This window comes from Pseudomonas sp. R4-84, assembly GCF_054130985.1.
Genome location: NZ_CP096390.1, coordinates 2164959 through 2186166 on the forward strand (window position 1 = coordinate 2164959; position 21208 = coordinate 2186166).

The 21208-nt window shown below is 59.5% G+C and carries 19 protein-coding genes, 1 pseudogene and 1 riboswitch; of the genes and pseudogenes, 10 read left to right on the forward strand and 10 right to left on the reverse strand.

The window, feature by feature from the left end:
• Window positions 1–153: 153 nt before the first annotated feature.
• Both M1D68_RS10035 and nfuA read left to right on the forward strand, forming a co-directional pair.
• Window positions 154–336: pseudogene (locus M1D68_RS10035) on the forward strand (hypothetical protein); the annotation flags it as partial.
• 245 nt (window positions 337–581) lie between these two features.
• A complete protein-coding gene (gene nfuA, locus M1D68_RS10040; protein WP_003182850.1) occupies window positions 582–1166 on the forward strand; it encodes a Fe-S biogenesis protein NfuA in 585 nt (194 codons plus the stop codon).
• Between the two features lie 306 nt (window positions 1167–1472).
• Here the strand turns inward: nfuA and cobM are convergent, their stop codons facing one another.
• The 4 genes from cobM to M1D68_RS10060 all read right to left on the reverse strand — a co-directional run bounded on the left by cobM (window position 1473) and on the right by M1D68_RS10060 (window position 3586).
• Window positions 1473–2219 (reverse strand): precorrin-4 C(11)-methyltransferase, encoded by a 747-nt coding sequence (gene cobM, locus M1D68_RS10045; protein ID WP_434563500.1) that lies wholly within the window; start codon window positions 2217–2219, stop codon window positions 1473–1475.
• A 70-nt stretch (window positions 2220–2289) separates the two neighbouring features.
• Window positions 2290–2694 carry a cobalamin biosynthesis protein gene (locus M1D68_RS10050; RefSeq protein ID WP_457970182.1) on the reverse strand — a complete coding sequence of 135 codons (405 nt, stop codon included), beginning with the start codon at window positions 2692–2694 and terminating at the stop codon, window positions 2290–2292.
• Window positions 2691–3386: a CbtA family protein gene (locus tag M1D68_RS10055; RefSeq protein WP_457970183.1), complete on the reverse strand. Its 696-nt coding sequence runs from the start codon at window positions 3384–3386 to the stop codon at window positions 2691–2693. The genes M1D68_RS10050 and M1D68_RS10055 overlap by 4 nt, the downstream gene beginning before the upstream one ends.
• A gap of 11 nt (window positions 3387–3397) precedes the next feature.
• Window positions 3398–3586, reverse strand: coding sequence for a CbtB domain-containing protein (locus M1D68_RS10060; protein ID WP_420764493.1), 189 nt, complete (start codon window positions 3584–3586; stop codon window positions 3398–3400).
• Between the two features lie 96 nt (window positions 3587–3682).
• Window positions 3683–3903: riboswitch (cobalamin riboswitch) on the reverse strand.
• Between the two features lie 108 nt (window positions 3904–4011).
• On the opposite strand from M1D68_RS10060, the gene M1D68_RS10065 reads away from it, so the two are divergent.
• The 3 genes from M1D68_RS10065 (at window position 4012) to M1D68_RS10075 (ending at window position 11060) form a co-directional block, all read left to right on the forward strand.
• Window positions 4012–5190 carry a pyridoxal phosphate-dependent aminotransferase gene (locus tag M1D68_RS10065; RefSeq protein ID WP_457970184.1) on the forward strand — a complete coding sequence of 393 codons (1179 nt, stop codon included), beginning with the start codon at window positions 4012–4014 and terminating at the stop codon, window positions 5188–5190.
• A 142-nt stretch (window positions 5191–5332) separates the two neighbouring features.
• Window positions 5333–8350, forward strand: coding sequence for a hypothetical protein (locus M1D68_RS10070; RefSeq protein ID WP_457970185.1), 3018 nt, complete (start codon window positions 5333–5335; stop codon window positions 8348–8350).
• Between the two features lie 247 nt (window positions 8351–8597).
• The gene (locus M1D68_RS10075) at window positions 8598–11060 is read left to right on the forward strand and encodes an autotransporter outer membrane beta-barrel domain-containing protein (protein ID WP_434563511.1); all 2463 of its coding nucleotides are present in this window, start codon (window positions 8598–8600) and stop codon (window positions 11058–11060) included.
• Window positions 11061–11108: 48 nt separating this feature from the next.
• Here the strand turns inward: M1D68_RS10075 and M1D68_RS10080 are convergent, their stop codons facing one another.
• Complete coding sequence (locus M1D68_RS10080; RefSeq protein ID WP_457970187.1) at window positions 11109–11588, reverse strand: hypothetical protein; 480 nt, start codon at window positions 11586–11588, stop codon at window positions 11109–11111.
• Window positions 11589–11999: 411 nt separating this feature from the next.
• Between M1D68_RS10080 and M1D68_RS10085 the strand changes: the two genes are divergently transcribed.
• Complete coding sequence (locus tag M1D68_RS10085) at window positions 12000–12701, forward strand: response regulator (RefSeq protein WP_420764487.1); 702 nt, start codon at window positions 12000–12002, stop codon at window positions 12699–12701.
• A 3-nt stretch (window positions 12702–12704) separates the two neighbouring features.
• On the forward strand, window positions 12705–14006 hold the full coding sequence (locus tag M1D68_RS10090; RefSeq protein ID WP_457970189.1) for an ATP-binding protein: 1302 nt from the start codon (window positions 12705–12707) through the stop codon (window positions 14004–14006).
• A gap of 56 nt (window positions 14007–14062) precedes the next feature.
• On the opposite strand, the gene M1D68_RS10095 is transcribed toward M1D68_RS10090, so the two are convergent.
• Window positions 14063–14704, reverse strand: a complete 642-nt coding sequence (locus M1D68_RS10095; RefSeq protein WP_434610862.1) for a DUF1345 domain-containing protein — start codon at window positions 14702–14704, stop codon at window positions 14063–14065.
• Between the two features lie 38 nt (window positions 14705–14742).
• Window positions 14743–15399, reverse strand: a complete 657-nt coding sequence (pncA, locus tag M1D68_RS10100; RefSeq protein WP_434563519.1) for a bifunctional nicotinamidase/pyrazinamidase — start codon at window positions 15397–15399, stop codon at window positions 14743–14745.
• A 280-nt stretch (window positions 15400–15679) separates the two neighbouring features.
• On the opposite strand from pncA, the gene M1D68_RS10105 reads away from it, so the two are divergent.
• On the forward strand, window positions 15680–17758 hold the full coding sequence (locus M1D68_RS10105; RefSeq protein WP_434563521.1) for a putative bifunctional diguanylate cyclase/phosphodiesterase: 2079 nt from the start codon (window positions 15680–15682) through the stop codon (window positions 17756–17758).
• A gap of 9 nt (window positions 17759–17767) precedes the next feature.
• On the opposite strand, the gene M1D68_RS10110 is transcribed toward M1D68_RS10105, so the two are convergent.
• Complete coding sequence (locus M1D68_RS10110) at window positions 17768–18868, reverse strand: DNA alkylation repair protein (protein WP_445571643.1); 1101 nt, start codon at window positions 18866–18868, stop codon at window positions 17768–17770.
• 151 nt (window positions 18869–19019) lie between these two features.
• On the opposite strand from M1D68_RS10110, the gene M1D68_RS10115 reads away from it, so the two are divergent.
• Window positions 19020–19328 carry an RcnB family protein gene (locus M1D68_RS10115; RefSeq protein WP_434563525.1) on the forward strand — a complete coding sequence of 103 codons (309 nt, stop codon included), beginning with the start codon at window positions 19020–19022 and terminating at the stop codon, window positions 19326–19328.
• A gap of 4 nt (window positions 19329–19332) precedes the next feature.
• Here M1D68_RS10115 and M1D68_RS10120 read toward each other — a convergent pair whose 3' ends face one another.
• Together M1D68_RS10120 and M1D68_RS10125 are read right to left on the reverse strand one after the other, a co-directional pair.
• The gene (locus tag M1D68_RS10120; RefSeq protein WP_434563527.1) at window positions 19333–19656 is read right to left on the reverse strand and encodes a protealysin inhibitor emfourin; all 324 of its coding nucleotides are present in this window, start codon (window positions 19654–19656) and stop codon (window positions 19333–19335) included.
• Entirely contained in the window at window positions 19653–20717 is a 1065-nt protein-coding gene (locus tag M1D68_RS10125; RefSeq protein WP_420764478.1) for a M4 family metallopeptidase, read from the reverse strand. Before M1D68_RS10125 ends, M1D68_RS10120 begins: the two co-directional genes overlap by 4 nt.
• Window positions 20718–20856: 139 nt before the next feature.
• On the opposite strand from M1D68_RS10125, the gene M1D68_RS10130 reads away from it, so the two are divergent.
• On the forward strand, window positions 20857–21198 hold the full coding sequence (locus M1D68_RS10130) for an FKBP-type peptidyl-prolyl cis-trans isomerase (RefSeq protein WP_434610870.1): 342 nt from the start codon (window positions 20857–20859) through the stop codon (window positions 21196–21198).
• The last annotated feature ends 10 nt before the right edge of the window (window positions 21199–21208 follow it).

Consider the following 21208-nt stretch of genomic DNA (forward strand, 5'->3'; position numbering starts at 1 on the left):
GGACTACCTGGAAAAAAAGACCATTACGAAAGCCGAAATCATAGCAAACCTGTGCGGTATTTGATCATGCTGGGCTTTTGCATGAATATCGCTCATGTTTGCAAGGTGATACCGGCCCGGTAGAATCGCCGGAGAATTCTTAGGCATCGAGACATGCCGTACCGCTTCTTATCCGGCAGTCTGTTGCTGCTGTTGTCCTTTACCGCAGCCGCCGGAGGTCCCGCTCCCGCGATTTCCTATACCCGCGACATCCAGCCGATCTTCACCGAAAAATGCGTGGCCTGCCACGCCTGCCATGAGTCTGCCTGCCAGTTGAACCTAGGCAGTGATCCGGGCGTGCTCAGCAGCTATCCGAATTTCATCTTCAACATCCCCGCCGGGCAGGTGCCGGCATTTGTCGACGCCATGGAAACCGACCCCATGGAAGCAGGGGGGCTGGACATGAATCGCTACCAGAAACTCTGATCGAGGCGCCTGGCGATGCGCCTTCACATCGTCGGGTTCTTTCCTGACAAAAATACTAGGACTTTGTCCGGCGCGATGATTGGCGTAAACTGCCGGCAAGCCTGCGAGGAGTTTCCATGACCGCCATTACCATTACCGATGCCGCCCACGATTACCTGGCCGACCTGCTGTCCAAGCAGAACACCCCGGGTATCGGGATCCGCATCTTCATCACCCAGCCCGGCACCCAGTACGCAGAGACGTGCATTGCCTACTGCAAGCCGGGAGAAGAAAAACCTGAAGACACCGCGCTGGGGCTCAAAAGCTTCACCGCGTACATCGATTCGTTCAGCGAAGCTTTCCTGGACGATGCGGTTGTCGACTACGCCACTGACCGAATGGGCGGCCAGCTGACCATCAAGGCACCGAACGCGAAAGTGCCGATGGTCAACGCCGACAGCCCGGTCAACGAGCGCATCAATTACTACCTGCAAACCGAAATCAACCCGGGGCTGGCCAGCCACGGCGGCCAGGTATCGTTGATCGACGTGGTGGAAGACGGCATCGCCGTGCTCCAGTTCGGCGGCGGCTGCCAGGGCTGCGGCCAGGCCGACGTCACCTTGAAGGAAGGCATCGAGCGCACGTTGCTCGAGCGCATCCCGGAACTCAAGGGCGTACGCGACGTGACCGACCACACGCAGAAAGAAAACGCCTACTACTGATAGGTGTTCGCTGCGCGCAGCACACTGTGGCGAGGGAGCTTGCTCCCGCTCGATTGCGAAGCAATCGCAAGGCAACCGGCGCGATCTCCGTGATGGGTGCGTGGGTTACCCAGGGACCGCTTCGCGGTCCAGCGGGAGCAAGCTCCCTCGCCACAACAGCTTCGGTGATCGGCGCGTAACCTGTGGGCACCTGCCGAACCCTGTGGGAGCGAGCTTGCTCGCGATAGCGGTGGGTCAGCTTGCGATGATGTTGAATGTGCCTTTGTCATCGCGAGCAAGCTCGCTCCCACAAGGGACAGTGATGAGTCAGGGCCGATAGAGATGCGCATGTCCAGCGCGGTACAGCGATGATTCGCTGAATACATCATTGCCCAACACCCGTCCCACCAGAATCAACGCCGTACGCCGATAGCCCTTGGCCCGTACCTTTTCGGCAATATCCTCCAGCGTCCCCACCACCCAATCCTGATCGGGCCACGTCGCCCGGTGAACTACCGCAATCGGACAATCCGCGCCGTAGTGGGGCAGCAGCTCATCGACGATTTTTTCCAGATGGTTGACGCCCAAGTGAATCGCCATGGTGGCGCCGTGTTGCGCCAGGCTGACCAACTCCTCTCCAGTGGGCATGGCGGTTTTGTCCGCGTAGCGGGTCAGGATCACGCTTTGGGATATGTCCGGCAGTGTCAACTCGGCACCGAGCAGAGCGGCGCAAGCTGAAGTGGCGGTCACGCCCGGGATGATTTCGAAAGGAATGTCCAGCTCCCGTAGGCAGCGGATCTGCTCGCCGATCGCGCCGTAAAGGCTCGGGTCGCCGGAGTGCACTCGCGCTACATCCTGACCGTTGAGGTGTGCCGTCTTTATCAGATCGATGATCTGTTCCAGGTGCAGCTCGGCGCTGTTTACCACCTGTTCGGCGCGGTGGCCTTCCAGCACGGCCGTTGGCACCAGGGAGCCGGCGTAGATGATCACGGCGCAGTTGCGAATCAGCCGCTGGCCCTTGACGGTGATCAGCTCCGGATCGCCAGGGCCGGCGCCGATGAAGTAAACGGTCATGACCGGTTCCTATGCAAAGATGAGGGCGTGCATGAGCAATGCTCATGATTCGGCAGTCGATTATCGAGTGTTACGAAGCCGCCGCCAATGCCAACGTCGCCTGTGGGCCTTTCTGGCGGGTGACTCGCAATCTCGCGGGCGAAACACCCAATTGATCGGCCAGGGCGAGGGCGGCGCTTTCGGCGACGCCATGGCAACCCGTACGCTCGAAAGCGATGGCTGAGCGATGGCTGAGCTGTGCTTGATAACCCGCCAGTTGTTCAGCGCTGAAACACGTCAGCGGCAGCGATAATTGCGCTGCCAACTCCAGCAGCCCCGGCTCGTCACGCTTGCGGTCAATGCTCGCCAATGCCCTTATTTCGTCGAGCGCGATACCGTGGGCCAGCAGCGTCTGCTCAAGCAATGCCCGCAACGTGCTGGCCGAGCAACCGCGCTGGCAGCCGAGGCCGACCACCAGGATCGGCCCGCCACTCATGCTTGGTCGTGAGCCTGTGCACCACGGCGGAACAGCCAGGCGCTGATCAGGCCCAAGGCCAGCCAAAACGCAACATTGGTCAATTGCGAAGCGAGCTTGAACTCACTTTCCAGCGCCTCGGGCGCGAGCATCGAATGCACGTCCGGCTGCGGGGCGCCAATGACGTGAGGAATCAGCAGGGTCGCAAGGCCCAACACTTTCAACAGCCAATGCCGACCGAACGCAATCAGGGCGATGCCCACCGCCGTACATGCAGCGGTGCCGATCCACCACATCTGCCGTTGGGCCAGATCCGCCGCAGCAGTGCCCGGCAGTTCCGGCGGCAAGCCCAGCGTCGGCGCCAGGACGAAGGTGGCATAGCCGGCCAGGCCCCAGAGCAAACCCTGGGATGTGCGCGTCGGTTCACGCAAGGTGTACAGGCCCGCCAGCATCAGCGCAAAACCCACCGCGACCACCAGGTTGCCGCCGGTGGTGGAGAGCACGCGTTGCCAGCCGTCCTCCGGCTCCCAGGCTTGCGCGTCATGGCTGTGTGCAACCCCAGCGGCGTGTTCATGGACCTCGGCGGCCGGGGCCTTTTCGTAGGTCTCGGCTTGCTGGATCAGCGGCGATACCCAAAAACTTTGTAGAAGAGTCAGCAGCAGGGCGGCCAACAATCCACTGAAACCGGCGGTTTGCGCGATACGCTTGATCATGGCGTCGGCGCTCAATGGCACGGGAACGCGGCGCTGTGCCGTGTGTCGTGGGCTGCGTTGTGCACCGCTTCGATGTGGGAGAAACCGGCGAAATACACCAGGCCCGCGCCGAGAATCGAGGCAAGGACCGCGGCGCTCAAGCGCTGGCTCAGGGTGACGGTGCTACTGGTCGTGCGGGCGGTGCTGCTGATGGTCGACATGGCGCTTCCCTCTGGTGTCAGCGGGCGGACCGAGCGCAATGAAAACCCAGGCGAAGACTCGCCGGGATTCGAACAGCGCCCGCCCACCGCGGGTTTGTTGAAAAGAAGTCATGGGCCGGTCTCCGGGCTCACGAGGGGCAGGGCCTGAGCCTTGCCTGAAAGCGTCACCTTCCCATGCGCATGCACAGTGGTTTCGACGCTTCACTCGCTTACCGTTGCGGGGGCAGCACCGGACTGACGTGGCCTTGAAGTAAAGCACACGATTCACCGGTTTCCCGTTTCACCCTGTGAAGGGCACCCAAACAGGCGCACAGGAGACCATGGGCGGGTGCGGGGCGTCAATGTGCAAGGCAGCCCAAACGGTGGCGTGTTTCAGGATTTGAGATAGGGTTGAGCTGAAACACTGCAACTCTCAAGGAAATGACATGCGCTTTTCAGCCCTGACCCAACGCATCATCGGCGACGGTGCCGCCGCCTGGGAAATTCATGACCGGGCGCTGGCCATGCGCGAGCAGGGCAGGGACGTGCTGTTGCTCTCGGTGGGCGACCCGGATTTCGACACACCCCACGCGATCGTCGAGGCCGCCGTCGCCAGCTTGCGGGCCGGCGATACCCACTACTCGGATACGCGAGGCTTGCACTCGTTGCGCGCCAGCATCGCCCGGCGGCATCAACAGCGCTGCGGCCAACCGGTGGGCGCCGAGCACGTCACGGTGCTTCCCGGTGCCCAATGCGCGGTCTATGCCGTCGCGCAATGCCTGCTCGACCCTGGCGATGAAGTGATCGTCGCCGAACCGATGTACGTCACCTATGAAGCGGTATTCGGTGCCTGCGCAGCGAAAGTGGTGCCGGTGGCGGTGACGCCGGAGAACGGCTTCCGAGTCCAGCCGGCCGACGTCGCCCGGCTGATCACCCGGCGCACCCGCGCCATGCTGATCAACAGCCCCAACAACCCCTCCGGCGCCAGCCTGCCGCTGTCCACCTGGCAAGCCCTGGCGCAACTGTGCATCGAACACGACCTGTGGCTGATCAGTGACGAGGTCTACAGCGACTTGCTCTACGAAGGCGAACACATCAGCCCGGCCGGCCTGCCGGGCATGGCTGAGCGCACCGCCACCATCAACAGCCTGTCCAAATCCCACGCCATGACCGGCTGGCGCATCGGCTGGGCCATTGGCCCCGAACCTCTCGCTGAACACCTTTCCAATCTGTCGCTGTGCATGCTGTTCGGCCTGCCGGACTTCGTTCAGCGCGCGGCCCAGGTTGCGCTGGATCTGGATTTGCCCGAAGTGGCGCAGATGCGCGAGGAGTATCGACAGCGTCGCGACCTGGTGTGCGCGGCACTGGAAAATTGCCCTGGTCTCAAGCCGGTACAGCCTGATGGCGGCATGTTTGTGATGGTTGACGTGCGGCAGACGGGGCTGGGTGCGCAGGCGTTTGCCGAGCGGTTATTGGAGGGCAATGAGGTGTCGGTGCTGGCGGGGGAGGCGTTTGGGCCGAGCGCGGCGGGGCATATTCGAGTTGGGTTGGTGGTGGGCCAATCCCAGCTCAAAGACGCCTGCCAAGGGATGGCCCGATGTGCCGTGGATTTATTGAAGAGGTAGGCGGGTCGGCTACCTGACGTTTGTAATTGAGTGGTTCACCCGACGAACGGTGGGTTAACCTGTCAGATCTGACAGTAGGCGCGGCGGGCAAATCCGCGCTTAATTTCTCCAGGCTATTGAGTGCCGGTCTGGAGTGTCATGTATGTCCTCTTTAGTTAGGAATATTGGTATCTTGGCGAGGCCTCTCAGCATTGAAGGGGTTGGTGCCGACAATATCTTTCCTCCTGAAGCCTCCACCCAAGGCGCAAAGTTATTAATTCCTGAGTGGGAGAATCCCTCTCAGCAACTCGGCAAGAGTGATCTGCTGGAGGTCTGGGTAGTTGCACCTGGATCGTCAGATGAAGTGTCGTTCTATAGTAATTATTTCCCCGTTCCTGTGGTATTTCCGGCATTTGTCTTATTGCCCGCTCAATATCTGCAACAGGAGGGAGATGTTCTTCTGAAGTATCGTGTGACGCAGGGGGACTCCGAAAACGAAGATACATCGTCTCCGCAGATATTTCATGTGACGAGACCTACACCGGTGAACCTGGCTGGGCCAGGTTTTCCCAGCGCCACACTATGGGGTTATCTCAATTGTTCTTCGCAACCCAAGTTGTGGGAGCGGGTGCTTGTACACGTGCCAGCCCAATCTGGGCGGTTCGCCAAGGATGACGAATGTGCATTGAACTGGGAGGGCTATAGCAGCCTCAATGGTCTCGGTCCGATTGCCGGAACAGCGGTGCGAGTGACAAAGATTCTGACTCAAGAAGAGGCGTCATCTGACCAGGGATTCGATCTGGTCCTGGAAAGTGACAAGTACGAACAGCACATAAAGCCAATGGAAAGAAATGCTTCGGCTTTGGCCAGTTATACCTTGTATCGAAACGGCAGCGCATTGGGAAAGTCACCGCCCGCATTGGTGAAGATTGATCGAGTCATTCCAGGGCAAGCGCTTCCCTGCGGTCCTGGTGCTACAGGGCTGGAGGCAATCCACGCCTTTTCTGATGTTAAAGATCCATTAAACGTAATGTCGATGGAGTTCGAAAAAATGAATATTCAAGTTAAATCGGGTGGGGTACTGGCTGAGCCTCCTATCATTGTGGGGCAGTTGCCGGATAACAGGCTGACGTACCAACAATTAAAAGTCGACGGTTCCATTGAAGTGCAGCTTGCGAGTATTGTGGATGAAAGTCCCGAAGGGGGCTCAAAGGTAGAGCTTCATTTGTTTCCCAAAGGCGAGACTCCTGTTGAGAATGATCCGACTTATGTGATTGCGACACAGTTAAAAGCAGATCAGCCCGGAGGAGACTGGTCATTTCCGATTAAATTTCAGGTGCCCACGGATGGGTTTGAGGACGTCTTCAACCCTACTGGAGAATACAATGCCTATGAGCTCGCATTCATAGTTTACGACGCCAACGGCAACGTTGATACTTCGTCACCTTTTACCGAAGCACTGATCGATTTGACTGCGCCTTACCAACGCCAGCCCGGTACTGGCAATGGGACCGGTACCCGCCCAGCGTTGTTAACTTTGGACGCCGCGTTTCCAGTCGTTATCGATGATGCCTGGTTGGCCGATCCCGCCAACGCAGGTGGATTGAATCTCACCATTCCTCATGCGTATCAAAAATTTGAGGCGAATAATGATCGGGTCAAATTCTATATTTCGACGCAAACCACCTTTGGCTTGATGCAGGGGGAAACACCCGCCTACGACGGGCCTGTTCCGCCCAATGGGACCATCAATATTCCCCATGCCTTTCTTGCAGCACTGAATGACGGGATGCATTACTACTCCTACAATCTTACTGATCTGCCGGGCAACATCAGCAATCACGCACCCATTACTCCAATGTTCAGCCGGGTCAAGGCAGAAAGGCCGGTGCTGGCTGTACCCAGGATTCCTGTTACCAACGGTGGTGCAATACCCATTACATTCGCGACGGTACGTCCGAGCCCCAGCTTAGCGGTTATGGAAATTGACCACCCTCTTCATTCAATCCCCGGGGACCGGATCATCCCCTACCTCTATTCATCGGAAAGCGGGCCGACCCAACTGCAGGAACAAGAAATACCTCCAGGTAATACTAGGCCACTAGAATTCTTGCTGGACTATGACACTTTGGCTCCCCTTTTTGGAGACGCGAACAAGGATAGCGAGACTGAGCTGGAATATTATTATGAATTGGAACGCTCCTCGATCACTCCCAACCCGGTATCGGCGCCTCAGCAGTTTGCGGTCATCGATTTTAGTTATGCGGGACCGGAACAGCCTAACCTCCCGGATCCGGAGAATGTCAACATTGCTCATGTAGTAGTGCAGGGCGCAGGCACTCCTCAACCCGATCCTAATACGCTTGGGCCTGACCAGGCGGGCTTGGCGGCGGCCATGAACTGGCCAGTCTGGACGGACGTCGATCGACCTGTCACGGGGCGTGAGATTGTCACGTTTTTCTATCAGGGCAAACCAGTAGGTGGCCCGGTGCCGGTGCGGGTGGGCGATACAACCGTTACAACATCGTTACCCTGGACAACGATTCTGGCTGAGGGTAACGGTACTGCGGCGGGCGGCAATGCCCGGGAGGCGTACATCACTATCGGGTACCCTGGTGGCGAAAATGGGATGACGCAGACGCCGACAACAAAGGTCGACGTGACCGCAATCGTCATAAATCTTCCTGCGCCGCAAATCGTTGTGTCTGCCTTTACTAACCCTGGTACAGGAAGTCTGGTGCCGGAACGAATCGTGACCAGCATCAACTGCCCGAGCCTCGACCACCCGGTTGTTGCGAACGGTCCGAAGCCGCCCTATCAGCCCCGTCAATTGCGAATCCGGATTCGGCGAGATACCAACATTCCCACCGGTACGCCAGTGGATCTGGTATTCGAAGGACGAGAAAACAATGTACCTGGGGCCCCGGCGATTCCCAATACGCGCATCGAGCTTTCGTCAGCGATGCCGGCCACGGGGGATTTGGAGTTCAGACTGACGGACTACGAAAAAATCAAGACCATTCAACTGCCCAGCCCTGCCGCCGGACAACGCCCTCCTACCCGCTACGCGCATATTGCTTATACCGCAAATGGTATCGAAGCGGCGGTGACCGTTCCCGTGGCACTGTTGAACTCAAGCCTGGTGTATTGCGAAGTGGAGCGCCCAGAGCCAACACCTTGATTGTAATTTCAGCTGGAGCAGCTAAAGGCGACAACCGATGTCGTCTTTAGCTGTTGAAGTGAAGTTTCAATTGCTAAGAAATAGAGCTCCCACAATAAACGGAAAAAGCCTTACGCAGTTACAGATTTATCCTACATAAGCTCGGGTGGGTAGACAGTACTCTGGCGACCGTTTTTTTACTCGGCTCGCGCATATAACGAGTCGGACATTCGTTCCCCTAAGGAACGTAATCGAGTAGGACTCATTTATGTCGTCTAGGCCTGTTTTTTCCTATCGTAAGACAACGCTCAGCCTTGCGGTCATGGTGTTCATGCCCTTGCTGATCAATCCGTCCATGGCGCAGGCGGCAGGTGTCGTCCTCCCCGGACAGAACCAGACCATTGATGCGACTACCCCAGTAGATACTTGGTCCGTTGGGCAAGGGGCTACCCTGACCGGCACGCGAGCTTCCACGTTGGGCATCATCAGCAGCGCCGGTGGTGCTGTCAACTTGACTAACTCCGCGGTCAACGCCACCGGAACAGGCCAGTTCTCCCGTGGCATCGCGCTAACTAACGCCAACGCTACGCTGGACAACTCCACAGTCACCAGTACCGATGGCGTTGGCATCCTGGCCGCCCGGGACGTCAACACCGTGGGCGGCTCTACGGTAACGTTGCGTAACAACAGTACGGTACGAGGTCTGACGGGGGGGATAGCCGGCAACCGTTTCAGTAACCTGACCGTACAGAACTCCACGGTGGAAGGTACCGGCGCCAACAGTTTCGGCATACGGCTTCTGGAGGGCTCGTTATCCGCCAGCGGCAGTACGATCACCGGCGGCCTGAACGGATTGACGGTAGGCACCGATACGATGCCAACCGGAGTCACGCCTTCGTCCATTGTGCTGGACGGTACCCGGATAGAGGGCAAGACCGGTTCGGCCATTGTCGTAGGGTTCAATACCTCGACTGTTCCAACCGTGGCCAACATCGAGGTGCGCAACGGTTCGACCTTGATAGGCGGTAACGGTACAGTGCTGGAAGTGCGCAACGGCGCCTCAGCAGGATTGCTTGTCGATAACAGCGCGCTGACCGGCAATATCGTGGTGGATGCAGGCGGGACGGGCAACGTGACCCTGCAGAACGCAGCGTCATTGACCGGTGACATGCAAAACGTCACCAGCGCGACTCTTAATAATCAAGCGAGCATGACCGGCAATGTGCTGGGCGCTTCAAGCGTGGTGATCAATAACGCATCCACGCTGACGGGTAATTTGCAGGATGTTGCCAATGTATCCATCAACAACCGAAGTGTGATGGTCGGTGATGTCTCTGGTGCGGCCGGCAGCGCTTCGAGCCTTGCGCTGGATAACGGTGCCAGCCTGACCGGCAAGGTCAACAACGTTAACACCTTCGCTATCAGCAACCAGGCACTGTGGCAAATGGTCGAGAGCCAGGCGGTGAGTAACCTCACGCTCAACAGCGGGGGAACGGTTCGCTTGGGCAGCAACCAGCAATACTTCCAGCTGGACGTAGCCAACCTGGCGGGCAATGGTCGATTCGAGCTGGGTACGGATTTCAGGCAAGGCATCAGCGATCTTTTGAACATCACCGGCAGTGCATCTGGCAATCATCAATTGCTGGTAGCCAGTACCGGGCTAGATCCTGTCAGCGACGCATCGATCAAGGTGGTACAGAGTGTCGCTTCAGGTGCTCAATACGATCTGGTCAACGATCGGGTGGATGTCGGGGCATACACTTACCGTTTGGTCAAGCAAGGTGATGATTGGTATCTGCAACCCGACAAGGACGTGATCAGCAATCCGACCCGTTCAGTCATGGCGATCTTCGGCACCGCGCCGACGGTCATTTATGGAGAAATGGCGCTATTGAACACCCGCATGGGCGACCTACGCGTCAATGGAGGTCAGACGGGCGGTTGGATGCGTTCGTTCGGCAGCCGATACAGCGTCACCAACAAAGCTTATGGCAATGGTTATAGCCAGAACCAACAGGGGATTTCCCTGGGGGTGGACACCCCGGTGGAAATCGCCGGTGAGCGGGTGTTGCTGGGCGTGTTCGCCGGCTACAGCAAGTCGAACCTCGACTTGAGCCGTGGCAGCTCCGGTGAAATCGACAGCACCTCTCTCGGTATGTATGGCACTTGGCTGGGGGACAGTGGTTATTACCTGGATACCGTGGCCAAGCTCAATCATTTCCGCAATGATGCCAAGGTGACGATGAGCGACGGCACCAGGACCAAGGGCGGTTACAACAACCTGGGCGCCAGTGCATCCGTTGAGTTTGGCAAGCATATCGACTTCAAAGATGGCTATTACATCGAGCCGTTCACTCAATGGCAGGTAGCGACGGTGCAGGGTAAGGACTTCAGCCTTGATAATGGTTTGAAGGCGGATGCTGACACGACGCGTTCCATGCTGGGTAAAGTGGGTCTGTCCGTGGGACGGGGCATGAAGCTGGACGATGGCAGCGTGCTCCAACCGCATGTTCGTACAGCCCTTGTCCAAGAGTTTGCCAAGCACAACGAGGTGCGGGTCAACGATAACAAGTTCAACAACGATCTTTCCGGTACGCGGTTCGAAGTGGCGGCGGGTGCTTCTTGGACACTGAGTGATCGTTGGCAGGTCCATGGTGAACTCGATACCAGTAAAGGCGATAACCTGACCAAGGATTACGGCTTCAATTTTGGCGCTCACTACAAATTCTGAAAAAGAAAAAGGGGAAGCCTCGGCTTCCCCTTTTTTCTGGTTTCTGGCTTATGCAGCCTTGAGCACCTGAAACTCTCCCTTGAGAATAAAAGTCTGCCCTTCGGACCCTGGAATTTCGACGGTTATATTGAATACGCCTTTTGTGTGCCCTTCTGACGCAGGGAGCAATTCGATGTTACCTGAAACCCCTTCATAGATGAACTTATCGGCATCCTTATAGCTAAAGCCTACATCGGAACGGACCGTGCCTCGTAGTTCATTACCTACCTGATGTACCCCCAATTCATAGTCTGCTGGGATACAAATAATGAGTTCACGCGTAGTGGTTGCGGTTGCCGTTGTCTTTTTTTCCTCACGATCCACTGCAGTAATGACTATGGTTTCTACCTTATCTATCCCGGCAAGCTTCTTTTCAATCAATCGTGAGGTAGCTGCAAATTCTGGAAATTCCTTGCCCTGGGTCGAGTAAGCAGATGCGAGCACGTAATTGTTTGGTGCAAAACTCAGTGAGTTGCTAGCGGCATTCATGGTCCGATCTCCGTTTGGGAATTAGATATCCAAAGGCCGTATGGCCTTAACTCAGGATGAACTATAGGAGGCTCGTTTTTTAACGGCTTGTAAACTGTCAGAGCTGACAGTTTACAAGCGCTGTCAGACATGAATCCTACCGCTGCGATAATTTAAACTAAGCACTTTGGCCCTTCCGTCTTCGAGGCGAGGGATGGCCACGACTGTGTGTGAAATTGTGTAAGGGTTTTGCTCGCGGGTGGACGAGGGCGTATATCCTTGGCGGCTTGAGATTTCCTGCGCCGGATATGTCGCCATCGCGAGCATGCTCGCTCCCACAGTGGTTTTGCGCCGTACCCGAAGACCTCTGTGGAAGCGAGCCTGCTCGCGATGAGGCCCTGCCAGGCGCCACAGCACTTAGCGGACCCACCCATGCCCAACATCCTCCTCGTCGAAGACGACGCCGCCCTCTGCGAACTCATCGCCAGCTACCTGGAACGCAACGGCTACCAAGTCAGCGTGCTCAACCGTGGCGACCATGTGCGTGAACGTGCGCGGGCCAATCCGCCGGACCTGGTGATTCTCGACCTGATGCTGCCGGGCCTGGACGGCTTGCAGGTGTGCCGTTTGCTGCGGGCCGATTCGGCGACGTTGCCAATCCTGATGCTCACGGCGCGGGACGACAGCCACGACCAGGTGTTGGGCCTGGAGATGGGCGCCGACGACTACGTCACCAAGCCTTGCGAGCCACGGGTGCTGTTGGCGCGGGTGCGCACGTTGTTGCGGCGCAGCAGCTTGACCGAGCCGCAGACGGTCAACGACCGCATCGTCATGGGTAATCTGTGCATCGATCTGTCCGAGCGCACGGTGACCTGGCGCGGGCAGCCGGTGGAGTTGTCCAGCGGCGAGTACAACCTGCTGGTGGTGCTGGCCCGTCATTCAGGCGAAGTGCTGAGCCGCGACCAGATCCTCCAACGCTTGCGCGGTATCGAGTTCAACGGCACCGATCGCTCGGTGGACGTGGCCATTTCCAAGCTGCGGCGCAAGTTCGACGACAACGCCGGCGAGGCGCGCAAGATCAAGACCGTGTGGGGCAAGGGTTACCTGTTCAGCCGCTCCGAGTGGGAATGCTGATCGATGTGGAAGCTGCTGATTCGCCTGTATCTGGTCACCATCGTTTCCTACAGCGCGGCGATATATTTGATGCCGGAACTGGTGATCCGCCTGTTCCACGAGCGTTTCCAAACCTACAACCTCGACTATTCCCGTGGCCTGCAAACCCTGATGGTCAAGCAGTTCCGCGCCGCGCCCAGCGAGCAATGGCCGGCGCTGGCGGCACAGATGGACAAGGAGTTCGAGCCATTGCGCATAGAGTTGGCGACCACCGGGGACGCCGGTTTCACCGCAACCGAACAGGCGCGTCTCAAGCGTGGTGAGAACGTGGTGCGCATCGGTGACTGGGGCTGGCGAACCCTGGCGGCCGCGCCGCTGGACGAGCACACGGCGGTGAAGATGATCGTGCCGCCCGACCCGGCGGATGTCAGTTGGTTGTATTGGAGCATCAACGTGTTGATCGGCGCGACGATGCTGGGCTGCCTGCTGCTCTGGTTGCGGCCGCACTGGCGCGATCTGGAGCGTCTGAAGCGCACCGCCGAGCGTTTCGGCAAGGGGCATTTGAGCGAGCGCACGCACATTGCGCCGCGCTCGAACATCGGCAGCCTGGCCCACGTATTCGACACCATGGCCGGGGACATCGAGAATCTGCTCAACCAGCAGAGGGACCTGCTAAACGCCGTTTCCCATGAACTGCGCACGCCCTTGACCCGGCTCGATTTTGGCCTCGCTCTGGCGTTGTCGGAGGAGATGCCGACGGCCAGTCGCGAGCGTTTGCAAGGGTTGGTGGCGCACATTCGCGAACTGGACGAGTTGGTGCTGGAACTGCTGTCCTACAGCCGCTTGCAAAATCCGGAGCGGTTGCCGGAGCGGGTCGAAGTGCCGCTGGACGAGTTCATCGACAGTATCCTCGGCAGCCTCGACGAAGACCTGGCCGCGCCAGAGGTGGTGATCGACGTGCTGCTGCACGGGGCGCTGGAGCGTTTTGTGCTGGACCCGCGCCTCACCGCCCGGGCTTTGCAGAACTTGCTGCGCAATGCGATGCGCTACTGCGAAAAGCGCATCCAGGTCGGTGTGCTGGTGAGCGAGCAAGGCTGTGAGATCTGGGTCGACGATGACGGCATCGGCATTCCCGACAGCGAGCGCGAGCGCGTCTTCGAGCCGTTCTACCGCCTGGACCGCAGTCGCGACCGGGCCACGGGCGGCTTCGGCCTCGGCCTGGCGATCAGCCGCCGTGCCCTGCAAGCCCAGGGCGGCACCCTGACCGTCGAGGCCTCGCCGCTAGGCGGGGCACGGTTCAAGTTATTGCTCCCCACACCTTCCTGATGGCTTCTGTGGCGAGGGGGCTTGCTCCCGCTGGGCCACGAAGTGGCCCCATACAGTCATCCAAACAACCCCGCCGCAATATTGATCGAAAACCCCAATATCGCCGTATTGAACACAAAACCGATCAACGACTGCGCCAACACGATCTTGCGCAACTGCCGCGTGGCAACCCCCACGTCCGAGGTCTGCACCGCCACGCCGATGGTGAACGAGAAGTACAGGAAATCCCAGTAATTGGGTGTGGCCAGGCCTTCGGCAAAACGCAGCGCCGGCTCCTTGCCGTTCCAGGTGTAATACAACCGGGCGTAATGAACGCTGAAGATCACTCCGATCAGCAACCATGAGCCGATCACGGTCAACGCGGTCGCGCCATAGTGCAGCCACTTGCCGGCCGTTTGCAGGTCGCGGCTTCCGGCCAGTTCAAAGGTGATGGTCGCCAGGCTGGCCAAGGCTGCGATGCAAACCATCAACAACACGAGCCCGGCGTTTTCGTCTTCCATTTCGGCGATGCGCTTCACGTCCGGTGCCTTGGCTCGCACCGTGAGCCAGAACATCAACAGCAGATAAGTCCAGACCCCGACGTTCCAGCCGATCAGGATCTTGCCGATGACCGAGTCAGCGGGAATCGACAAACCCGCGGCCAGGCCAATGATCGTGGCCCAGGAAAGGCGCGGGTGAGTGCGGGTGAGGCGGGGCATGGGAACTCACTGTGACAAGGGAATACGGGTAGTAACAGTCATCCGGCAAACGCCGGGCTGGCGATGTCGCTGGATTGAATCAGCCGCACGCCGGCCTCCTGCATGCGCCGCATGGCCGCGTCCATCGAACCGTCGATATCGATGCCCCGGCAAGCGTCCAGAACGACGATCGCGTTGAAGCCAGCCATTCGTGCGTCCAGCGCCGAGTACATCACGCAGAAGTCCAGGGCCAATCCGACCATGTACACCGTGTCGATGCCGCGTTCCTTGAAGTAGCCGGTCAGGCCGGTCGGGGTCTGGCGGTCGGCTTCCATGAAGGCTGAGTAACTGTCGATGGCCGGGTTGCACCCCTTGCGAATGACCAATTGGGCATGAGGCAAGTCGAGGTCAGGGTGCAGCGCGGCGCCCGGGGTATCCTGGACACAGTGATCGGGCCAGAGCTTTTGTTCGCCGTAGGGGAGCTGGATGAGGTCGAAGGGTTGCTTGTCTTCATGGCTGGAGGCGAACGAGGCGTGCCCGGCGGGGTGCCAGTCCTGGGCGCAGACGACGTTCAGGAACGAACGGCCGAGTCGGTTGACCAGCGGCACGATTTCGTCGCCACCCGGCACGGCCAGTTGGCCGCCAGGGATGAAGTCGTTCTGGATGTCAATCACGAGTAAAGCGGTGGTTGTGGCTTTGGTATCCGCTAGGGTCATGCCGGCTGCTCCTGGGGGGGAACTGAAGAGCTTAGCCGAATCGGTTCCGGCTCAGGTGGTTGTTTGTGCCGGGCACCGCATCGCGAGCAAGCTTGATTCCACATGGGCCGGTGGACGACGCCCTGCGGATAAGGGCCGCTACAGGGGAGCCCAGTGTCTTTCGTCGCAAATATTTTTTGTATGATGGCTTTTTGATGCACTTCTGTAGCGACTGTGTAGAATCGCCAACTTTCAACCGGGCATGGAAGCAGTACGGCCTTAAGGTCACGAGAAAAAACCCATGCTCATCGGCAGCTATTCACCCGCTCTCGTTTCGTTTTCCCTGTTTGTTGCAATCCTGGCGTCCTACACCGCGCTGGATCTGGCCGGGCGTATCGCCACCGCTCAGGGGCGTGCCGTTCACTTCTGGATGGCCGGTGGTGCGTTGGCGATGGGGGTGGGCATCTGGTCCATGCATTTCATCGGCATGCTCGCTTTCACCTTGCCGGTAGAGCTTGGCTACGATTTGGCGATCACTGCGCTGTCTTTGCTGATTGCCGTCCTTTCCAGCGGCTTTGCGCTGTGGTTGGTCAGCCAGCCACAACTGCGCGCCTGGCATTTGGCGTTCGGCGCGTTGGTGATGGGTACCGGCATCAGTGCCATGCATTACACCGGCATGGCCGCGTTGCGGATGCAACCGGGCATCGATTACGACCCGACGCTGTTCGGGGCTTCGTTGTTGATTGCCGTCGTAGCGTGTGCGGCGGCGTTATGGATCGCCTTTCATCTTCGCCAGAATACGCCTCACGTACGCCTGGCTCGTGCCGGCGCCGCCGTGGTGATGGGCGTCGCCATCGTCGGCATGCACTACACCGGCATGGCCGCGGCGCAGTTCCGCGAAGGCAGTTTCTGCGGGGCCCTGGATGGCTTGAGCGGCAAGGGGCTGGACAATGTGGTGCTGATTACCACCCTGGCAATCCTGGCGATTACCTTGCTGACTTCCATCCTCGACGCACGCCTTGAAGCGCGTACGGCGGAGTTGGCCAGGTCACTGACCCAGGCCAACCGGGAGCTGACTCAACTGGCCCTGCACGACCCCCTGACCGGATTGCCCAACCGTGTTTTGCTGGCCGATCGCATTGGCCAAGCCATGCACCGCGTGCAGGAACAGGGCGGGTGTTTCGCCTTGATGTTCATTGACCTGGATGGCTTCAAACCGGTGAACGACGCGTTTGGCCATCACATGGGCGACCTGTTGCTGCGGGACGTGGCCCTGCGCCTGCGCGAGGATCTGCGCAACCAGGACACCCTCGCACGGATCGGTGGCGACGAGTTCGTCCTGCTGGTGCAACTGGCCGAGCCGGACGACGCCCTGCGCCTGGCCGCTCGGCAGGTTGCATTGATCGGCGGCACGTTCCGGGTCGCCGACCATGACCTGCAGATCTCCGCCAGTGTCGGCATCTCGCTTTATCCGGGCAACGGCCAGAGCGCCGATGAACTGTTGATGAACGCGGACGCGGCGATGTATCACGCCAAGGGCGCCGGCAAGAACGGCTACAGCTTCTTCGACGCCTCGATGAACAGCAACGCCCGCAAGCAATTGCAACTGCTGCAAGACTTGCGCATCGCCGTCGAGCAGCGGCAGTTCAGCCTGCATTACCAGCCCAAGTTCGACGCCGCGAAGGGCCGTCCGGTAGGTGCCGAAGCGCTGCTGCGCTGGACTCATCCAACCCAGGGCCTGCTGATGCCCGACACCTTCATCGACCTGGCGGAGAAGACCGGGTTGATCATTCCGATCGGCGAATGGGTGCTCAACGAAGCCTGCCGGCAGATGCGCGAATGGTACGTGCTGGGCTACACCGACTGGCGCATCGCGGTGAATCTCTCGGCCTTGCAGTTCTGCCATGCGGGCCTGGTGCAGAGCGTGGCCAAGGCGCTGGAAACTCATCATTTGCCGGCCAACAGCCTGACGCTGGAAATCACCGAGACCACTGCCATGAGCGACGCGGACGCGAGCATGACGGTGCTGCAACAGCTGTCGGACATGGGCGTGGACCTGTCCATCGACGACTTCGGCACCGGCTATTCGAGCCTGATGTACCTCAAGCGCCTGCCGGCCAACGAGTTGAAGATCGATCGCGGTTTCGTGCGCGACCTGGAGCACGACAGCGATGACGCGGCCATCGTCTCGGCCATCGTCGCCCTCGGCCAGGCCCTGGGGCTGCGGATCGTCGCCGAAGGGGTGGAGACCGATGTACAACAGGACTTCCTGACGCAGTTGGGCTGCGATTCACTGCAAGGATATCTGCTGGGGCATCCGCAACCGGCCGAGCATTTCCTCAAGAACATCCGCCAATTCCCGCGCGTGGCGATCGCCTGAGGCGATTGCTCAGGGGACGATGTCGAACGCGGTGCTGCCCAGCCGCTCGCCATTGATCAGCACATGCACCGCATGCCGGCCCTCATAGTGTCGGCGCGTGGTCAGCTCGCGGATGTGCTGGGAGCGGCTGAGGTTGGCGCACGCCAGGGCGGGCAGGTCGAAGGTCCTGAGTTTAAACACCTTGGCCGACGTACCGCCCGAGGCTTTTACGTAATCGATCGCATAATCGATCACCAAGCGTTGGTTCTCGGGACAAGTCGATTGCACCTTGAACGACAACGTGACCTGCTCGCCCAGGCGAATCACCGCCGGCAGCACTTGCAGATCCGAGACCTCGACCTGCGCCTTACCTCCCGCTCCGATGACCGCCAGCGCCCGGGGGTTACCTTGCTTGATCAGGCTGCGCAGGGCATGCCGGGCGATCCAGGCGGTGTGGCGCTCCTGGAGCGGCCAGCCTTCGATGCGGTCAAGGACCCAGTCGGGATGCTGCTTGGTCACATCGTTCAGGTGGTTGGCGACGGATTTGCGCACGTACAGGCTGTCGTCGGCCTTAAGCGCATCGAGGATGGCGGCGGCGAGTTCCGGGTTGGCCTGGATCGGCTCCAGATGGAATGACCAGGGCAGGCGCGGGCGGCTGCCTTCGCTGGCGAGGCGGCGCACGTGCTCGTTGGCGTCCAGTGCCCATTCATGCATCACTTCTAAAGTACCTGCCAGGTCATCGCGCAGGAAATGCCGCACGGCGAATTCCGCGGAGCCGAACCGGGTGAAATACTTGAGCGCGTCCATGGACGCTTCGAAGGCATGCCGACCGTACGACGCCACGTAGTGCGGCAGGAACATGCTCACGAACATGCTGTTCAACCGCGGCGCCAGGGCACGCAGTACTTCCAGCGATGATTCGTAATCCAGCGGCAAGACCGTATGCAGACACTCGCTGACCCGCGCCATGCGCTGCATCACCGACAACTGCGCCAGCCCATCGTTGGCCATGTCCAGGAACGCCTTGGCATCGAACGCCGGGTACACCGCGCGCATTTCGGTGGCGATGTGTTCCAGGCGGGCGTTGTTGAAGATTTCCTTGAGGGCTGGGGAAGAGGTGGTGGTGCTCATGTTGGGTCCGTCCGGCGGGTGTTGGGCCAAGGCTCGCCACTATGCCATAGCCGGCACAAGGGAATGGGGCCTTCAGAAGCAACAGTAAAAGGAATGATTCGCCGTCGCCGAAGTCCCAGATTCAGTACCTTGAATTAATTGGAGTTCTTCTATGCGCAAACCCACCCTCATCGCCAGCCTCGTCTTGATCGCCGGCCTCGGAGCCTTTGGGCCTGTCGCGCAAGCCGTCGAGAAAACCGGAGACGCCCTGGAGCATTCGCCAAGCAATGGCCGCCGGCTGGTGGAAAACGACCGGGTCCCGGCGGACTACCAGCGCTCGGACAGGGCCATGAAAGACTGGAAGCAGAAAAAGCTCGAGCAGCCGACAGAAGAGCAGCAATGGGTGCATATCGACGATAAGTACCTGCTGATCGAAACCGTGTCCGGCGCCATCGTCAAGATCGTCCCGGCGACACGTTAAAGCACTAAAGCACTTCGCCTTTATCCCACAGATGAACCAACTCGCCAGGTGCCCGGTCCTCGGGCACTTGCAGCACCATTTCGTCGTCCTGGTCGTTGGCCCGGTAACGCACCTCGATCTGGAAATAACGCTGGTCGCCCCGGCCAGGGCTGGAAGAGGTGAGCGGCAGGCACCCCTCCAGCACCGAGCAGATGCGCGTGCGTTGGTCGATGTCGCATTGGGCGAACTCGATTTCCCGGGGCCGGGTCAGGGCATGGATGGCTGCCACGCCGCCCTGGCGCGACAGCTTTACGACCGCTTTGTCATCAAGGTCTGGCAGGGTTTTCATCCGTTCTCCTCGTTCAGGTCGACACCCACCTGTGCCCAGCCGTCCTGGACGGCTTTGACTTCCCGTTCGCCGAAACGCTGGCGGGCGTGCTCAATGGTCAGGCGAGCAAACGCGCTGAAGGACGCGTCGTTGGCCAGTTGCCTGTCGCACAAGGTGTCATACCAGATTTTCCCGGCCTTTTCCCAGGCGAATCCGCCCAGCGCGGTCGCCACCAGATAAAAGGCCCGGTTGGGAATGCCGGAGTTGATGTGCACGCCGCCGTTGTCCTCGCGGGTGATGACGAACTCGCGCATGTGCGCCGGCTGGGGATCCTTGCCCAGCAGCGGGTCATCGTAAGCGGTGCCGGGGTTGGACATGCTGCGCAAACCGTCACCGTTGATCTTGTCGGTGAGCAGGTCCGCGCCGATCAACCAGTCGGCCTGCTCGGCGGTCTGGCCCAATACGAATTGCTTGACCAGTACCCCGAACACATCGGAAATCGATTCGTTCAATGCGCCGGACTGGTTGGCATAGATCAAGCCCGCTTCGCTTTCGGTGACGCCGTGGGCCAACTCGTGGGCCACGACGTCGAGGGAGCGGGTGAAGCGCTGGAAGATCTCGCCATCGCCGTCGCCGAACACCATCTGCGCGCCGTTCCAAAAGGCGTTTTCGTAGTCCTGGCCGTAATGCACGCTGCCGACCAGGGCAAACCCCTTGTTATCGATGGAGTCACGCTCCAGCACCCTCCAGAAAAAGTCATAGGTCGCGCCGAGGGCGTCGTACGCTTCGTCCACCGCCGGGTCGCCACTGGGCGATTGACCCTCCAGGCGCACCGGTTGGCCTGGCAGTTCCATGCCGTTCTGGGCGTCGTGGATGCTGCGCTGTGGTTGGCCGGCCTTGCCGGGCTTGGGCAGCTTGGCGGACGCGGGTGGGTTGCTGGGAGGGCCTGGGTTGTGGCGCAGGTTCTTGACATGAGTCAGGGTGCCGAGGGCGCTGGAACGCTGCTGCTCGGAGCCATGGGCGATAATGCGGTTGAGGATGTAAGGCGGAATGAAGCCGTGGAGCGGGCGTGAGTCGATCATCAGAAAATCCTTATCTGAAATGCAGGGTCGATACCCATGTGAACCGAAGTGGCCGTTGCGGTTCCCTTTGCCGCAAAAGGTTGCCTGTCGCGCAGATATCTGCGAAAACCCCGCGCCTGGATCACACGGGAATAACGCCATGAATGACGAGTTGCAAATCATCGACTTAAAAGAGGGCGACGGCAAAAGCGTAGTCAAAGGCGCGCTGATTACCACCCAATATCGCGGCACCCTCGAAGACGGTACAGAGTTCGATTCATCCCACAGTCGGGGCAAACCCTTCCAATGCGTGATCGGCACTGGCCGGGTCATCAAGGGCTGGGATATCGGATTGATGGGCATGAAGGTCGGCGGCAAGCGCAAACTCTGGGTACCGGCGCACCTGGCCTACGGTGAACGGTCCGTGGGCGCCCACATCAAGCCCAACGCCAATCTCAGCTTTGAAATCGAGTTGCTGGAAGTCCTGACGCGGGACGATTGAGGCGTCTTCG

Excerpts from the sequence above, each read along its gene's own strand:
- nfuA (WP_003182850.1), top strand. The coding sequence starts at position 582 with ATGACCGCCATTACCATTACCGATGCCGCCCACGATTACCTGGCCGAC.
- cobM (WP_434563500.1), bottom strand. The coding sequence starts at position 2,219 with ATGACCGTTTACTTCATCGGCGCCGGCCCTGGCGATCCGGAGCTGATC.
- M1D68_RS10050 (WP_457970182.1), bottom strand. The coding sequence starts at position 2,694 with ATGAGTGGCGGGCCGATCCTGGTGGTCGGCCTCGGCTGCCAGCGCGGT.
- M1D68_RS10055 (WP_457970183.1), bottom strand. The coding sequence starts at position 3,386 with ATGATCAAGCGTATCGCGCAAACCGCCGGTTTCAGTGGATTGTTGGCC.
- M1D68_RS10060 (WP_420764493.1), bottom strand. The coding sequence starts at position 3,586 with ATGTCGACCATCAGCAGCACCGCCCGCACGACCAGTAGCACCGTCACC.
- M1D68_RS10065 (WP_457970184.1), top strand. The coding sequence starts at position 4,012 with ATGCGCTTTTCAGCCCTGACCCAACGCATCATCGGCGACGGTGCCGCC.
- M1D68_RS10070 (WP_457970185.1), top strand. The coding sequence starts at position 5,333 with ATGTCCTCTTTAGTTAGGAATATTGGTATCTTGGCGAGGCCTCTCAGC.
- M1D68_RS10075 (WP_434563511.1), top strand. The coding sequence starts at position 8,598 with ATGTCGTCTAGGCCTGTTTTTTCCTATCGTAAGACAACGCTCAGCCTT.
- M1D68_RS10080 (WP_457970187.1), bottom strand. The coding sequence starts at position 11,588 with ATGAATGCCGCTAGCAACTCACTGAGTTTTGCACCAAACAATTACGTG.
- M1D68_RS10085 (WP_420764487.1), top strand. The coding sequence starts at position 12,000 with ATGCCCAACATCCTCCTCGTCGAAGACGACGCCGCCCTCTGCGAACTC.
- M1D68_RS10090 (WP_457970189.1), top strand. The coding sequence starts at position 12,705 with ATGTGGAAGCTGCTGATTCGCCTGTATCTGGTCACCATCGTTTCCTAC.
- M1D68_RS10095 (WP_434610862.1), bottom strand. The coding sequence starts at position 14,704 with ATGCCCCGCCTCACCCGCACTCACCCGCGCCTTTCCTGGGCCACGATC.
- pncA (WP_434563519.1), bottom strand. The coding sequence starts at position 15,399 with ATGACCCTAGCGGATACCAAAGCCACAACCACCGCTTTACTCGTGATT.
- M1D68_RS10105 (WP_434563521.1), top strand. The coding sequence starts at position 15,680 with ATGCTCATCGGCAGCTATTCACCCGCTCTCGTTTCGTTTTCCCTGTTT.
- M1D68_RS10110 (WP_445571643.1), bottom strand. The coding sequence starts at position 18,868 with ATGAGCACCACCACCTCTTCCCCAGCCCTCAAGGAAATCTTCAACAAC.
- M1D68_RS10115 (WP_434563525.1), top strand. The coding sequence starts at position 19,020 with ATGCGCAAACCCACCCTCATCGCCAGCCTCGTCTTGATCGCCGGCCTC.
- M1D68_RS10120 (WP_434563527.1), bottom strand. The coding sequence starts at position 19,656 with ATGAAAACCCTGCCAGACCTTGATGACAAAGCGGTCGTAAAGCTGTCG.
- M1D68_RS10125 (WP_420764478.1), bottom strand. The coding sequence starts at position 20,717 with ATGATCGACTCACGCCCGCTCCACGGCTTCATTCCGCCTTACATCCTC.
- M1D68_RS10130 (WP_434610870.1), top strand. The coding sequence starts at position 20,857 with ATGAATGACGAGTTGCAAATCATCGACTTAAAAGAGGGCGACGGCAAA.